At 46.1% G+C, this 15314-nt stretch carries 12 protein-coding genes; 1 reads left to right on the top strand and 11 read right to left on the bottom strand.

Annotation, left to right across the window (positions count from 1 at the left end; genetic code table 11):
• Positions 1–33 precede the first annotated feature (33 nt).
• The 8 genes from polA to MKX40_RS09470 all read right to left on the bottom strand — a co-directional run bounded on the left by polA (position 34) and on the right by MKX40_RS09470 (position 10147).
• Complete coding sequence (polA, locus tag MKX40_RS09505; RefSeq protein WP_339241025.1) at positions 34–2688, bottom strand: DNA polymerase I; 2655 nt, start codon at positions 2686–2688, stop codon at positions 34–36.
• A 232-nt stretch (positions 2689–2920) separates the two neighbouring features.
• The gene (gene phoU / locus MKX40_RS09500; protein ID WP_017689478.1) at positions 2921–3580 is read right to left on the bottom strand and encodes a phosphate signaling complex protein PhoU; all 660 of its coding nucleotides are present in this window, start codon (positions 3578–3580) and stop codon (positions 2921–2923) included.
• 63 nt (positions 3581–3643) lie between these two features.
• Positions 3644–4399: a phosphate ABC transporter ATP-binding protein PstB gene (gene pstB, locus MKX40_RS09495; RefSeq protein WP_339241024.1), complete on the bottom strand. Its 756-nt coding sequence runs from the start codon at positions 4397–4399 to the stop codon at positions 3644–3646.
• A 234-nt stretch (positions 4400–4633) separates the two neighbouring features.
• Positions 4634–5815, bottom strand: a complete 1182-nt coding sequence (locus tag MKX40_RS09490; protein ID WP_339241023.1) for a methyl-accepting chemotaxis protein — start codon at positions 5813–5815, stop codon at positions 4634–4636.
• 152 nt (positions 5816–5967) lie between these two features.
• Complete coding sequence (locus tag MKX40_RS09485; protein WP_339241021.1) at positions 5968–6696, bottom strand: response regulator transcription factor; 729 nt, start codon at positions 6694–6696, stop codon at positions 5968–5970.
• A gap of 116 nt (positions 6697–6812) precedes the next feature.
• Positions 6813–8633, bottom strand: coding sequence for an ATP-binding protein (locus tag MKX40_RS09480; protein ID WP_339241019.1), 1821 nt, complete (start codon positions 8631–8633; stop codon positions 6813–6815).
• Between the two features lie 43 nt (positions 8634–8676).
• Entirely contained in the window at positions 8677–9024 is a 348-nt protein-coding gene (locus MKX40_RS09475) for a cupin domain-containing protein (protein WP_339241017.1), read from the bottom strand.
• A gap of 253 nt (positions 9025–9277) precedes the next feature.
• On the bottom strand, positions 9278–10147 hold the full coding sequence (locus MKX40_RS09470; protein ID WP_339241014.1) for an SDR family oxidoreductase: 870 nt from the start codon (positions 10145–10147) through the stop codon (positions 9278–9280).
• Between the two features lie 406 nt (positions 10148–10553).
• On the opposite strand from MKX40_RS09470, the gene MKX40_RS09465 reads away from it, so the two are divergent.
• Positions 10554–12113, top strand: coding sequence for a histidine kinase N-terminal 7TM domain-containing protein (locus MKX40_RS09465; RefSeq protein WP_339241012.1), 1560 nt, complete (start codon positions 10554–10556; stop codon positions 12111–12113).
• A 266-nt stretch (positions 12114–12379) separates the two neighbouring features.
• On the opposite strand, the gene MKX40_RS09460 is transcribed toward MKX40_RS09465, so the two are convergent.
• From MKX40_RS09460 to icd, 3 genes are all read right to left on the bottom strand, one after another.
• Positions 12380–12805 carry a hypothetical protein gene (locus MKX40_RS09460; protein ID WP_124113831.1) on the bottom strand — a complete coding sequence of 142 codons (426 nt, stop codon included), beginning with the start codon at positions 12803–12805 and terminating at the stop codon, positions 12380–12382.
• Positions 12806–12939: 134 nt separating this feature from the next.
• Positions 12940–13881, bottom strand: a complete 942-nt coding sequence (gene mdh / locus MKX40_RS09455; RefSeq protein WP_150365727.1) for a malate dehydrogenase — start codon at positions 13879–13881, stop codon at positions 12940–12942.
• A 15-nt stretch (positions 13882–13896) separates the two neighbouring features.
• Positions 13897–15189: an NADP-dependent isocitrate dehydrogenase gene (gene icd, locus MKX40_RS09450; protein WP_076330335.1), complete on the bottom strand. Its 1293-nt coding sequence runs from the start codon at positions 15187–15189 to the stop codon at positions 13897–13899.
• Positions 15190–15314: the final 125 nt, after the last annotated feature.

Genomic DNA, 15314 nt, shown 5'->3' with positions numbered 1-15314 from the left:
TGTAAAATACCGGAAAAACCGCGCGCTGCTTGATTATTTCGCTTCGTACCAGTTATCCCCAAAGCTGACTTCAGCTTTCAGCGGAACTGAAAGTTCCAATGCTTTTTCCATGACCGAAGGCACGAGTTCTTTCATCAGCTCCAATTCATCAGCAGGCACTTCGAACACAAGTTCATCGTGCACCTGAAGCAACATACGGCTCTTCAACTTGCGTTCCCGCAGCGCTTCATCCATCTGTACCATGGCCAGCTTGATGATATCTGCCGCAGTTCCCTGAATAGGTGTGTTCATCGCCGTACGCTCTGCGAAGGAGCGCAGATTGAAGTTGCTGGCATTAATCTCTGGCAGGTAACGACGTCGCTCAAGCAGCGTTTTAACGTAACCATCCTGGCGAGCTTCTTTCACAATGTCATCCATATATCGGCGCACACCCTGGAATACTTCAAAATACTGATCAATAAACTGCGCTGCCTCTTTACGAGTAATGTGCAGATTCTGTGATAAGCCATAATCACTTATTCCATATACGATACCAAAGTTAACTGCCTTGGCGGAACGACGCATATCCCCATCCACATCCTCAGGCTTCACGCCAAATACATCCGAAGCAGTCTTCGTATGAATATCCATATCATTGACAAATGCTTCCTTCAAGCGCTCATCGTCCGAAATATGTGCCAGAACACGCAGTTCAATCTGGGAATAGTCTGCTGCCAAAATGGACCAACCGGGTTCGGAAGGAACAAATACCTTCCGGATTTTGCGACCTTCTTCCATCCGAATCGGAATGTTCTGCAAGTTCGGGAATTGACTGCTAAGTCGTCCCGTTGCAGCAATGGTCTGACGATAATACGTATGCACCTTGCCATCTCGATCGGAGATCTCTTTGAGCAGTCCTTCCACATAAGTAGATTGCAGCTTGGCAAGCTGACGATATTGCAGGATATGCTTAACCACATCATTATAAGGCGCTAATTTCTCCAATACTTCAGCATCTGTGGAGTAGCCTGTTTTTGTTTTCTTCACGACCGGCAAGCCCAGTCTGTCGAACAAAATCTCCCCCAGTTGCTTCGGCGAATTCAGATTGAATTCTGTCCCTGACAACTTGTAAATCTCAGCCATAAGTCTGCTGATATGCTCTTCGAACTCGCTTCCCAGCGCCTGCAAATCGGCTGTATTAGCCTTAATACCCTGCTTCTCCATATCTGCCAGAATACGCGACAACGGCATCTCCAGCTCATGGAAAAGTGAGTTCATCTCATCGCCCTCCAGCGCCTGTTCCTGGAGAGGAATAATCGCTGCCACAGCAGCAGCTTTCCGGCAAAGGAAATCGCCCAGGATCTCTGCTTCCGGCACCTTATACTTGGCCCCTTTGCCCATAACCGTGTCATCCTCCACGAGTGATGGCAGACCATACTTGGTTGTGAGTCCACTAATTGTCTGGTTGGATTCCGTTGGATCAAGCAAATAAGCAGCCAGCTGTACATCGAATGATGCGCCAGCGAATTCAATTCCATGTGCATGTAGAGCCAGGTCTACACGATGAAGATCATACCCGCGCTTTGGTTGTTCTGAATTACCAAGCCATTCCCGCACTGAAGCAGCAGCATCGGAATGAAGCAATTCGGGAGATATGAACGTATAGGTTCCAGCGGAACCTACAGCAAGTCCAATCAATTTTGCTTGGTGCGGGTTATCCCCATGTGTCTCCACGTGGAGGACATCAATGGAACCCAGGGAACTGAACAGCTCGCCTATGTTGTCCTCTGTTGCAATGGAGGACTCTACCTCGGCAGCAGGGACCGCTTCCTGTTCAGAACCGATGCTGCCACTGAATGACAGGCGTTCGAGCAAGGATTTGAATTCCAGCTTTGCCAGTGCAGGGCCAGCCTGTTCTTCTTTTAAACCGCCGAATTGCATATCCTCCCACGTCTGCTCAAGCGGAACTTCCCGGTGAATTGTCGCGAGTTGCTTGCTCATCCGGGCATCTTCGGCATGGGCCTCGATCTTTTCCTTCATCTTGCCTTTCAGTTCACTTGTACCATTCAGCACATCCTCCACCGATCCGAACTGGTGCAGCAGCTTCAACGCTGTCTTCTCTCCCACCCCGGGAATACCCGGAATATTATCGGACGCATCGCCCATCAGACCTTTGAGATCAATGATTTGCAGCGGCGTCAGACCATAACGCTCCTTAATCTGAGCAGGGTCATACAGTTCGATATCGGTTACCCCTTTACGTGTCAGTCCGATATGTACATGTTCAGAGGCAAGCTGCAGCATATCTTTGTCACCCGATACAACAAGCACCTGTCTGCCCGCTTCATCTGCGCGTTTGGTTAACGTCCCGATGATGTCATCCGCTTCAAATCCAGCCAGCTCAAACTGAGCGATGCCAAGTCCTTTCAGCAGTTCTTTGAGCAATGGGAATTGCTCTGACAACTCTGGTGGTGTTTTCTCCCGACCACCCTTGTATTCCTGATACCCTTCGTGTCGGAACGTAACTTTGCCTGCATCAAATGCGACCATCACATGTGTAGGTTTATGCTCTTCAAGCAGTCTCAGCAGCATCGTGGTGAAGCCATATACGGCATTGGTATGCAGACCTTTCGAGTTGGTCAGAGGCGGCATTGCAAAAAACGCCCTGTAAATAATGCTATTTCCATCTATGAGAATAAACTTGTCCATTCCAGCACCTCGCGTATTATATGGTCAACCTCTTCAAATTACATCTATTCTCATGATACCATACCCACCTGTCACATCAAAAAGAATAGCCTCTTTTCACTTCATTTAATCGCAAAAAAGAACCTTCTCCACAGGCAGCTGTACACAGCCTACCTGAGAGAAAGTCCTTTTCCATTCATATGATTGCATTACTTAATCAGCACTGATTCCCCAATTCCAAAGCAATACTCTTCTATTGATTCAGATCCGGGCGTTTACCTGTCACCAGGTATACCGTGCTCTCACCAATGTTGGTCGCATGATCTCCAATACGTTCAATGTAACGTCCGACCATCATCAGCAGCATAGCCTGAGAAGCCTGATTCGGATGCTCTGTCATTAACGTGTAGAGATCACTGATCATGTGGCTGTACAGTTGATCGACCTGATCGTCCGTCTGAGCCATTTTGTAGGCCAGATCTGTGTTTTCTTTCAGGAAAGATTCGATCGATTCATCAATCATGGATTTCACGATTTCTGCCATTTGCGGGATATCCACCAGAGGTTTAATCAGCTTCTGTCCATCCATCCGGAGTGTCACCTTCGCCACGTCGAGAGCAAGATCTCCCATACGCTCCAGATCACTGGAGATTTTGAAAGCCACGATAATACGTCTGAGATCCTTCGCCACCGGCTGTTGTGTAATGATCAGTTTGGAGCCAAGCTCCATAATTTTGTCTTCAAGGGCATTCAGATTCGCATCATTCTTGATGATGACCTGAGCTTTCTCCGCGTTCATCGTTTGTAAACTCTCAATAGCCCCATCCAGTGCTGCTCCTACATGTTCACCCATTTGCTTGAGCAAGGTACGCAGCTCTTCAAGCTCCTGATCAAATTCTTTTCTGCGAATCATAGATTTCATGTCCTCCTTATCCATCGTCTCCGGTTATGCCGGGATCATTCCAACTCAGCTCGCTTAACCGAACCTTCCAGAGATATAATCCTCGGTTCGGGAATCTTGCGGTGTGGAGAATAACGTCTCCGTATCAGCTGCCTCCACCACTTCACCATTCAGGAAAAATACCGTGCGTCCAGATACCCGTGCCGCCTGGTGCATATTGTGGGTAACCATAACGATGGTGTACTTGTGATGCAATTCCTTCACCAGCTCCTCAATTTTCAACGTGGAGATCGGGTCGAGTGCCGACGTTGCTTCATCCATCAGCAGAACGTCAGGCTGTACAGCCAGCGCCCGTGCAATACAGAGACGCTGCTGTTGTCCGCCAGACAGACTCAGTGCCGACTTTTTCAATACATCCTTCACTTCATCCCACAGTGCCGCATGGACAAGACTCTGTTCCACCAACTGATCCAGTTCAGCCTTCTGGGTTACCCCATGCAAGCGTGGTCCATAAGCGACGTTATCATAGATGGATTTGGGGAACGGATTCGGTTGTTGAAACACCATGCCGACCCGTTTGCGCAGTGTCTCCACTTCAATCTCATTACTGTAGATATCGGAGCCATTCAACATAACCTGTCCTTCCACACGAACACCCGGAATCATGTCATTCATCCGGTTCAATGTGCGAAGCAATGTCGATTTACCACAACCTGACGGCCCGATGAACGCAGTAACCGTTTTTTCCGGCAGATCCATCGATATATTTTTAAGCGCGTGATGCGTATCATAGTATAAATTAAGTTTATCAATGTGAATGAGGTCCTTCATGGATGTTCACTTCTCCTTCGCTGCAGGGACACGAAAACTCCCTTTACGTTGAGACCGATGCTGGTAATCGTTCATCGCTGCTCGGCCATCTTTAATATCCTACCCTCTCATTGTAAAAACCGTATCACTTTCATGTTAACGGAATGTAAAAAGACATCCTTAACCTTCATGATCTGCGTAATGGATCAATCTGATTCCTGATGTCTGCCTTAGCCTTATGGATTGCCTTATATTTTACTCATTATTCAAAACCATCTCATCCAGCTTTGTACGAATATGCTCTGCGACTTCTCCAGCTTTTCCGCCTTCCACGGCAATTTCCTCTGCTATACGGGACAGATCTTTCACCGCACTGTTCAGTTGCCGGAACGTGGCTCCCCCTGCAGTGACATGTACCGAACTGTCATCAATCTCCGCTCCGCTTGCCTTAACCAGTTCTACGGTCTGAAGGGTCAGTCCACCAATATTCTCCAGCAATGAAGACATGTTGCCTGCAACTTCACGGGTCTGTTTCGCCAACGTTCGAATCTCGCCTGCAACAATCTGAAAACCTCGTCCATATTCACCGGCATGTGCTGCTTCGATGGAAGCATTCAGGGCAAGGAGCCCACTCTGATCCGCCAGGGATCGAATGGAATGTGCCATGCCTGAGCCTGTTTTGATCGAATTCAGCATGTGATCCGCATGTTGTCCTTGACTCTCCATGTGCTGATGTACCTGGTTATAGGAAGCATCGACATGCTTCAAACTCTCTTCGCCCCGCTTGGACAATGCCATGATCTCCCGGGCCTCATGAACGGTCTGATTCGCTGCATGCACCAGCTTGGTAACTGCTTCATTAATTCTCGTTATCTCCTGCCTGCTCTCCGATACCGTACGAACACGTTCTTCGGAAGACGCTTGTTGCAATCTGCGGGAGAGCGACATCACATCACGCATCGTCAGCACACCGAGCAGTCGATCCTGATCCGTAACGAGTAGACAATCGTAGAAATGTTGTTCATTCCGTCCAAGTGCGATATCGATAATTGTGGTCGCTTCCATATGAATATCTGCAATAACCGGTGATGTGTTCACGACTTGTATGACCGGCTTACGGTAGAATAGATCTGCGGCAAAACGGCCGTTTAACATCCGATATAACGTCTCTCTCATTAACAATCCAGTAGGTTTCATCTGCTCATCACATAATACAATGCAAGGGTGCTCCTGACCCTGATTCATCATCGTCGCTGCTTCTCCACAGGTCGTGTGGACTCCGGCGACAGGAACCTGGCGGTAATAGTCTTGCAGATGGATTACAGGTTCTTCAGCAACCACCGTTACTTCATGATACTGTTGTTCAGGCGTCGTTAATTCTTCGTTATGTAAAACAACATGAGGCTGGTCAGGTTTCACTTCGAGCAACATGGGCATAAATGCGCAATCTCCTTTACGTATTAGCTCCGTCTTGAGATAGATTATGTAGGTATAAAGTATCACCCAGATAAGTCCATGCTACTCCCTCTACGTAAAGGAACATCCTCCTTTATGTTAAACGAATGTAAAATAAAACTCCCCGATCATTGCTAACTTGAATGATGGGGAGTTTTTCTTTTCACAACCAATTTATAACCTACACCACGAATGGAATCAATGTGAACCGATTCTGGGTCCAGCTCCAGCTTTTTGCGTAATGAGCTGACGTGTACGTCCACTGTTCGTTGACCTCCGATATAATCGAAGCCCCACACCGCGTTCATCAGATCATCCCTTGTCAGTACCACACCCGGCTTTTTGGCCAAATATAAGAGAACTTCGAATTCTTTCGGACGCAGACTGATGGATTGTCCACCCAGTGTCACTTCATATTTCAGAGGATAAATCTCAAGCTCTCCCAGAATAATTCGTGAACCATCCTTGTCATCAGGCTGTGGTAAGTCTTCACCATTGGAATAACGTCTTAATACGGCATCCACTCGGGCTAATAACTCAGATACACCAAATGGTTTGGTAATATAATCATCGGCACCCGATTTCAGTCCCTGTACTACCTCGGCTTCACCGTTCTTGGCGGTCAGAATGATAACAGGTGTACTGACACCCTGTATTCTTAACTTATTCAGAATGTCCAGACCATTCATGCCCGGAAGCATCAGATCAAGTAAAATGAGATCAAATTCCTGAGACAAGGCCCGATCATATCCTGCAGATCCGTGATCCTCTGCCGTAACGTCATAACCTTCCTGTGTCAGGTTATACGTGAGTAATCTCGATAATGTAGGTTCATCCTCAATAACTAGCAAACGCTGTGCCATGATACCCCTTCTCTCTTCATAGGTTGTCTGTTGCCACAACACTTTTTCTATCATAGCACTAAATTGTTAACGCGGTGTAAAACAAAACAACCTTTTTACATTTTCCTACTTCATGTCTAGATCTCTTCATCCTGAATGAATGGAAGGATCACACGGAACGTTGTCCCCATGCCCAGCTCACTCTCAACAGACAATTTGCCATGATGCAATTCCACCAGATGTTTCACGATGGAAAGTCCAAGGCCCGTGCCCCCTGAATTACGGGATCTGCCTTTATCAACGCGATAGAATCGTTCGAAGATCCGCGGCAGATCTTTTTTCGGTATGCCAATGCCAGTATCCGACACCGCAAAGACCACTTCATCGTCGTTATCCATTGTCACCTGTAACTTCACTCGTCCGCCATCCGGGGTATAGTTGATTCCGTTGGATAACAGATTGATGAAGATCTGCTTCATCTTGTCCTCATCCGCTTCAATGTACAGTTCCTCCGGAACATGCATTTCCAGACGAATCTGCTTTTTCTCCGCCACCTTGGACAGGGTGCCCAGCACCATTTCGAAGAAAGAGTGTACATGAACAGGTGAACATTGCAAAGGCGCGCGTTTGGATTCGATTTTGGATAATTCCAGAATATCCCCAATCAATCGGTTAAGTCGATCTCCTTCATCATAGATGATTTTCAGGAATGAACGCTCCGTCTCCTTATCCTGTACCCCGCCACTGAGCAACGTTTCGGCAAAGCCCTTGACCGCAGCAACAGGTGTCTTAAGCTCATGTGAGACATTCGCAACAAACTCACTGCGCATCGACTCCAATCGGCGAATCGCCGTCACGTCCTGCAACAGGAACAACATGCCTCGATAACTACCATCATCTTCCGACATCGGTACGCCATCAATCCGGATCAGTTTTTCCTCCGGGTTGAACACACTCACTTCTTCATGCATCCGATCTTTCAGTGCAACACTCTCTTCAATGGTACGTGTTAATTCGTAGTGTCTTTTCAATTCAGTATAAGGCTTACCCGTAACTTTTCCTGCCTGAATACCGAGCATACGCTCTGCTTCCCGATTAACCAATGCAATGGATTGCCCTGCATCGATCATGACAATGCCTCCGGTCATGTTCGCGAGGACGCTCTGTAGCAAGGCTTCATTGTCACGAATCGTCTTCAGCTGGGACTGCAAGCTGTCTGCCATTCCGTTGATCGCAAGCCCCAACTGTCCGATCTCATCTCTACGCGTTACATCAACTCTCGCATCGTATTCCAGCTTGGTGATTCGATGAGCCACTTTTGTAATATGCTCAATCGGGGAGGTTAGTCCGCGTGCAACCCTATAACTGACAAATGCGACAATTAAGAACAGCAGTCCTAGTGCAGCAAACATAATCATCCAACCACGCTGAAGACCCTGATCAACCGCATGCAGACTCATTGAAAGACGGATGTAGCCATCAAATTTGCCGCTGGGCATTTCAATCATGTCACTTTGATCCGAATTGACAGGTAGTGCTACATACAGCATGTCCTGTCCCAGTGTTTCACTGTACCGTATGGACTGCCCGTATCCATCCCCAACCGCACCCAGAATTTCTTCCCGGTTCAAGTGATTATCCATCGCTGCCGGATTACTCTCGGAATCTCCAATGACGGTGCCGTCTTTATTGATGAAGGTCACCCGGGAATCCGTGAGGCGATCCAGTTCCAGCGCCCGATCTGAATAGTACTTTCGTGTGGCTTCCGAGGTTGGATCACTTGCATCATGGAAGGGAAACGTGGCTTTGAGCAAATTAATCTCCCGCACCATGGTTTGCTCCAATGCGGTTATGTGCGTAGTTTTAAACACTCTGCCCATTGTATATCCAGCTACAATGACGGATACACCGATCAGCACCATCATAATGATGGCAAGGCGAATTCGGAACGGTCTCATCTATCTCTTCCTTTATGATCAGATTAACATCTAATAATTGGCTCTATATTGAATCCAGTTCAATTCGGTCACCACGGGTGCCGGGATTGGAAATAACGAGAAACTCCACTTCTTCGTTGCTGCGATTCATCATCTGATGCGGCATTCCGGGTGCAATCTCTATTCCTTCATGGGTTTCTAGCACGAACATTTCTCCGTTTAGTTCCATATATGCTTCACCACTAAGGATGAAAAAAAACTGACGGCTTACCGAATGAACATGTCGTGTTTCAGTCGTTCCTGCAGGCATTCGCTCATGAATGATGCTCAATTTATCGTTTTGAACAAGGTGCCAGCCATCGCACTGTGCACCCCATATATAATGCGCTGCATTCTGTTTGCTCATTTTCATATGACTTGTCCCTCCAAGTATAATTTGCTCGATCTATCATATCACAGATTAGGGAACTTCCAGTCAGCCAAGCTATTCGTACCATATCATATATGTATCAACGCAGATGCAGACTTTTGTAAACAGCTGCTAAACCGCATCTTAGACTTGCACAATTCCCTGATATCAAAAAGACGCACCGCTCAGCTATGCCGAATGCGCTACGTCTCTCTATATAATCAATCCTATACGGATTCCGAATCAACTTAAAGCATTACCCGTTTACCACTTCACCGCCATTTACATGCATTACCTGTCCACTCACATACGATGAATCATCCGAAGCCAGATACACATATGCGGGAGCCAGTTCATCCGGTTGCCCTGGACGTTTCATCGGCTGGGTTGCGCCAAACTCACTTACTTTTTTCTCGTCAAAGGTGGATGGAATGAGCGGTGTCCAGATCGGCCCTGGTGCAACGGCATTAACACGAATTCCCTTCTCAATCACATTCATCGACAGAGAACGAGTGAACGAAGTGATTGCTCCTTTGGTAGATGAATAATCAAGCAAGGTCGGGCTACCGCGATAAGCTGTGATGGATGTGGTGTTAATAATCGTACTGCCTTTCTTCAGATGTGGCAGAGCTGCCTGCGTCACATAGAACATGCCGAAGATATTGGTACGGAATGTTCGCTCCAGTTGCTCTGGTGTAATATCCTCCAGATTCTGCTGTGGGTGCTGTTCCGCAGCGTTATTCACGACAATGTCCAGTTTACCCAATTCATCCACCGTCTGCTGAACCGACTTCTTCGCAAAGGCATCATCACCAATATCTCCAGCTATCAAGATACACTTGCGTCCTTCTTGTTCCACTTGGCGCTTCGTTTCCTTGGCATCTTCGTGCTCGCTCAGATATACAATGGCGACATCTGCGCCTTCCTTGGCGTATGTAACAGCTACAGCCCGTCCGATCCCACTGTCACCCCCTGTAATGAGCGCTACCTTTCCCGTCAGTTTACCTGCTGCCTTGTATTCAGGCTTTTCAAATTCGGGTCTAGGATGCATCTCCGACTCGATTCCAGGTCGTTGATCCTGATGCTGTGCTGGCATTGTTTTTTCGTTTTGTGGTGTGGTTGACATCTAACATTCTCCTCTCAAAATGTGAACATGTTTGGATTACAGAAGACACGGACTTTAGCTGTAACCTTCCTTGTCTTTCGTTCTCTGAAAAAGTCTCATTCTGTAGGATGGCATGAACAGTCCAGATTATTCTTCTGTGATGAAAAGCACTCAAGGCTCGGCGTGCTGTCTCTATCAGCATCCTACCTTCTATTCGTTATTTACCACGCTCTTTGGATATCAAACAATCGATTTGCTTCAAAACCTGTATTGCCAGAATTCGAAATTTATTCGAAATTAGACTGTTTCATGATACAAAGTGTATTCCTATGCTGCTTGGGCTGAGGTACAATGTACAGTATACAGATATGCTTTAGCTATCATTTTTACTGGTTTAATCATCCTAATCTAACATGGAGACCTGACAATGGAATCGCATATTAATTCATATATAACACTCGTAGCCACTTCAGCCGTGCTGAATGTCTTTTTGTGTTTATATACCTATTTCAGAAGATCCGAGATCCCCAGCTCCAAAATATTCATCCTCTACACAGCAGCACTCTCCATATACACGTTTGGATATGCAATTGAGCTGGCCAGCAACACGCTCGAGCAGATGAAGTTTTGGACCACCGTGGAGTATATAGGCATGCCCTTCTCCGCATCTCTTGGCCTCATGTTGATGATAAAATATACAGGAAAAACGTTATCCAAAAAGGCCACTGCCGCATTGTTTGTAATCCCTTCCATTACACTATGTATGGTAGCAACCAATGATTTTCATCATCTTTTTTATAAGAAAGTATGGCTGAGAGAAGATAGTCCCGTACCTCTGATGGATATCGCAGTAGGTCAATGGTATGTTGTACACGGCGCATTCACGTTCTCATGTCTGTTGTGTGCCTGCCTCATTCTGATCGGTCAATGGAAACACACCAAGAAGATGTACCGTCGACAATTACTTACACTGATTACTTCACAGATTATTCCTATGGTCGCAGCTTTTCTGTATTTGCTTGGCTTGACACCTGGTGGGATGGACCCCGTGCCGGTTCTCATGTGTATTACATCTGCGATGTATATCTGGGCCATTCTATCCTCTCGTCTCCTGACCATCGTGCCGATTGCTAAAGACAGTATTTTCGAGAGCATGCGCGAAGGAGTTATTGTACTGGATAGTTCCAATCGTCTGGTAGATTATAATCGATCACTTCGTGACATGTTGCCAGAGCTTAACCTCACCATGATTGGACAACCCTTGGATGAGATATGGCTTACTCTTGCCGGTGAGACTTTTCCCGTTCAATACGAGAAGGAAGGATTGCAAACGGATCTGTACTGGCAGTTAGCAGGTGAAACCGTCTGTTATCAAGTCAGAACATCTTATGTGTATAACAAGGATGCACAGATCGTGGGTAGCCTCATTATGCTCATTGATATAACAGAACAACGTTTCTTGCAAGAACAGCTAAAACAACTGGCTTATTTCGATGGTCTGACCAAAATCTATAATCGCACTCATTTTTTGCATAAAGGACGGGAGATGTTAAGCGAGGCTCGTCTTAATCAGCAGCCTGTTTCATTTATATTATTTGATATCGATTATTTTAAACGCATCAATGATACCTATGGACATGATGTAGGTGATCAGGCCATTATCCATGTAGTCTCTGTATGTAATCGATATTTGAGCCCTGAGATGTTGTTCGCCCGTTATGGAGGAGAAGAATTCGTTATCTCCCTTCCGGATACCTCTCTTCAAGAAGCCAAAGAACTTGCAGAGCAACTGAGAGTTGCCTTGTTGAATTCCCCCCTAGATGTTAAGGGAAATCCTATTACGCTGACCTCAAGCTTTGGTATCTCCCAATACAATGGAGGCATTGATTCGCTGGAATCCTTGTTACGTGATGCTGATACTGCGCTGTATGAGTCCAAGCGGAATGGTCGAAATGCTGTGTGTGCATATGCTATGAGTGCAACCTAACCCATGTAGACCTTACCTGATGGAGCATGGACGATGATATGTATGGTAAAGACTGCTGTAGTACCAACTCAAATAAAACAAGGAATGCTGATTCAACTTGGTAATAACAAATGAAAAATAGACAGCCGATGTGGCTGTCTATTTTTCATTTGTTTCCCGTAACGCTATCTTACATCCCATTCAGCTTGTCCTAATTACGTTTGCAAACGCTTAAGCAATGGAGACTAATACATCGTTGTAGGATGGATTAACCGTCCGCTACGCACTTAGATGACCTGATTATTCACCATCAGATACACCATGATAAGCAAGAATACAGCCAGAAGTGTACTGAACATACGGATCTTGCTTTGCTCAGGACCTACATCACGCTTGTTTTTCACACCTTCTGCAGCGAGTCGTAGCGGTTTGCCCATAATTCCTCCAATAGCGGCAATGGCCAAGAGAAGGACAACAACAACAGCCATCCAGACATGAGAATACTCACCTTTTGTCATCAGGTAACCGCCTGTTAGAAGTTGGATTACAAGTCCATACTGCGCGACTTTGTTCAAAGAACGTAGCGATGCAAATGCTCCCTCTTGTGCTGCAGCATTCAAAGTACGGATTTTACCGACCACAAATGGCAGAATCAAATAAAATCCCATCGCCAGTGCTCCAATAATATGGAGCAGATACATAATCATTGTCAAAATTTTCATCCTCCTCAACATTTTCGGTGTGCTATACATCACATCCCATTATACTGGGGATCTTATCCAAAGAAAAGAAAACCTCCGGGTTACCGGAGGTTTTCTTTTAGCTTCTGTTCAAAAAGTTCTCAAACTTACAGGTTTACTACTGAAATGACGTTACGAACCGAATCAGCAGATTTATCCAAGCCTGCTTTTTCTTCCGTTGTCAGGTCAAGCTCGAATATTTTCTCAATGCCGTTACCACCCAGAATGGTTGGTACACCGAGGAACAGATCATGATAGCCATATTCACCTTCAAGATAAGCGATGACTGGAATGATACGTTTCTTGTCCTTCAAAATCGCTTCGGTCATCTGAACAAGTGAAGCCGCCGGTGCGTAATACGCACTGCCGTTACCAAGCAGATTCACAATCTCACCACCGCCAACACGGGTGCGCTGCACGATGGATTCGATCCGGTCAGCCGGAATCAGGGTATCGATTGGAATGCCTCCCACGCTCGAATAACGAACGAGAGGCACCATATCGTCTCCGTGACCACCAAGAACGAATCCACGAACATCTTCAACAGATACGTTCAGCTCTTGCGCAATGAAGGTACAATAACGTGCTGTATCCAGAACACCTGACTGACCAATAACACGGTTTTTAGGAAAACCAAGGGTCTGATAAGCTGCATAAGTCATCGCATCTACCGGGTTACTTAGAATAATGACGATGGAATCAGGGCAATATTTTTTCACATTTTCACAAACGGACTTCACAATACCCGCATTCGTATTGACCAGATCGTCACGGCTCATACCCGGTTTACGGGCGATACCAGCGGTGATGATTACAATCTCAGAACCTGCAGTATCTTCGTAGTTGGAAGTACCGACGATATGACTGTCAAATCCTTGAACAGGACTTGCCTCCATCATATCGAGTGCTTTCCCCTTCGTCGGGTTCTCCAGCTGAGGAATATCAACCAGCACAACATCCCCGAGTTCTTTTTGGGCAAGCATTAATGCGGTCGTGGCACCGGTAAAACCGGCGCCGACTACTGTGATTTTTTTGCGCTGAATAGTCAAGATTCACATCTCCCCTTACAGGTTTTTAATGATTTGATCCGCGAATTCAGAACATTTCACTTCAGTAGCGCCATCCATCAGACGTGCAAAGTCATACGTTACTGTTTTATTGTTAATGGATGTTTCCATACCTTTGTAGATCAGGTTAGCTGCTTCTTGCCATCCCAAGTGCTCAAGCAACATTACTCCGGACAGAATAACGGAACCAGGGTTCACGACATCTTTGTCCGCGTATTTAGGTGCAGTACCGTGAGTTGCTTCGAAGATAGCATGTCCTGTCACGTAGTTGATGTTCGCTCCAGGAGCGATACCAATTCCGCCAACTTGCGCTGCAAGTGCATCGGACAGATAGTCACCGTTCAGGTTCAAGGTTGCGATCACATCGAATTCGCCTGGACGAGTCAGTACTTGTTGCAGAGCGATATCGGCAATCGCATCTTTTACGATGATTTTACCAGCATCTTCAGCGGCTTTTTGTGCTGCATTCGCTGCATCTGTACCTTCGTTATCTTTGATGATGTCATATTGTGCCCAAGTGAATACTTTGTCAGCGAACTCTTCTTCAGCCACTTCGTATCCCCAGTTTTTGAAGGCACCTTCGGTAAATTTCATGATATTACCTTTGTGTACCAAGGTAACACTCTTACGGTTATGATCAATTGCGTATTGAATTGCTGCACGCACCAAACGTTTTGAACCTTCGGAAGAAACTGGCTTGATACCAATACCGGAAGTTTCAGGGAAACGAATTTTGTTAGCACCCATCTCCTGTTGCAGGAACTGGATCACTTTTTTCACTTCTTCAGAACCTTCAGCATACTCGATTCCTGCATAGATATCTTCCGTATTCTCACGGAAAATAACCATGTCTACCAGCTCAGGACGTTTAACCGGAGAAGGTACACCGTCGAAATAACGAACAGGACGCAAGCAAGTGTAGAGGTCAAGCTCTTGACGCAGGGCTACGTTCAGGGAACGGATACCGCCACCGATTGGTGTAGTCAATGGTCCTTTGATCGCTACGATATACTCACGAATGGCTTCCAATGTATCATTCGGCAACCACTCACCGTATGTATCGAATGCTTTTTGTCCAGCAAACACTTCATACCATGCGATTTTTTTGTTGCCATCATAGGCTTTTTCAACAGCTGCATCCAATACACGTTTGGAAGCTTTCCAGATATCACGGCCTGTACCGTCACCTTCGATAAATGGAATGATTGGGTTGCTAGGTACTTGAAGTGTACCGTTATCAATTTGAATTTTTTCGCCTTCAGTTGGGTGAGCAAATTTTTCTAATTTCATAGTTAAAATTCCTCCTAGGTTTCATATATGCAGTATTCATCATACCACTAGTCTTGTGGAGAGAAGGGTCCTGAGAGCTTAAGCTAGTAACGCCTCTACTTTCCAACCCTTCACCTCGTCCATAT

Origin of the sequence: Paenibacillus sp. FSL R5-0517 (assembly GCF_037974355.1) — a bacterium.
Lineage (GTDB): Bacteria > Bacillota > Bacilli > Paenibacillales > Paenibacillaceae > Paenibacillus.
The sequence above is the reverse complement of the archived record's forward strand: the minus strand, read 5'-3'. Positions and strand labels throughout refer to the sequence as shown.

Excerpts from the sequence above, each read along its gene's own strand:
- polA (WP_339241025.1), bottom strand. The coding sequence starts at position 2,688 with ATGGACAAGTTTATTCTCATAGATGGAAATAGCATTATTTACAGGGCG.
- phoU (WP_017689478.1), bottom strand. The coding sequence starts at position 3,580 with ATGATTCGCAGAAAAGAATTTGATCAGGAGCTTGAAGAGCTGCGTACC.
- pstB (WP_339241024.1), bottom strand. The coding sequence starts at position 4,399 with ATGAAGGACCTCATTCACATTGATAAACTTAATTTATACTATGATACG.
- MKX40_RS09490 (WP_339241023.1), bottom strand. The coding sequence starts at position 5,815 with ATGCCCATGTTGCTCGAAGTGAAACCTGACCAGCCTCATGTTGTTTTA.
- MKX40_RS09485 (WP_339241021.1), bottom strand. The coding sequence starts at position 6,696 with ATGGCACAGCGTTTGCTAGTTATTGAGGATGAACCTACATTATCGAGA.
- MKX40_RS09480 (WP_339241019.1), bottom strand. The coding sequence starts at position 8,633 with ATGAGACCGTTCCGAATTCGCCTTGCCATCATTATGATGGTGCTGATC.
- MKX40_RS09475 (WP_339241017.1), bottom strand. The coding sequence starts at position 9,024 with ATGAAAATGAGCAAACAGAATGCAGCGCATTATATATGGGGTGCACAG.
- MKX40_RS09470 (WP_339241014.1), bottom strand. The coding sequence starts at position 10,147 with ATGTCAACCACACCACAAAACGAAAAAACAATGCCAGCACAGCATCAG.
- MKX40_RS09465 (WP_339241012.1), top strand. The coding sequence starts at position 10,554 with ATGGAATCGCATATTAATTCATATATAACACTCGTAGCCACTTCAGCC.
- icd (WP_076330335.1), bottom strand. The coding sequence starts at position 15,189 with ATGAAATTAGAAAAATTTGCTCACCCAACTGAAGGCGAAAAAATTCAA.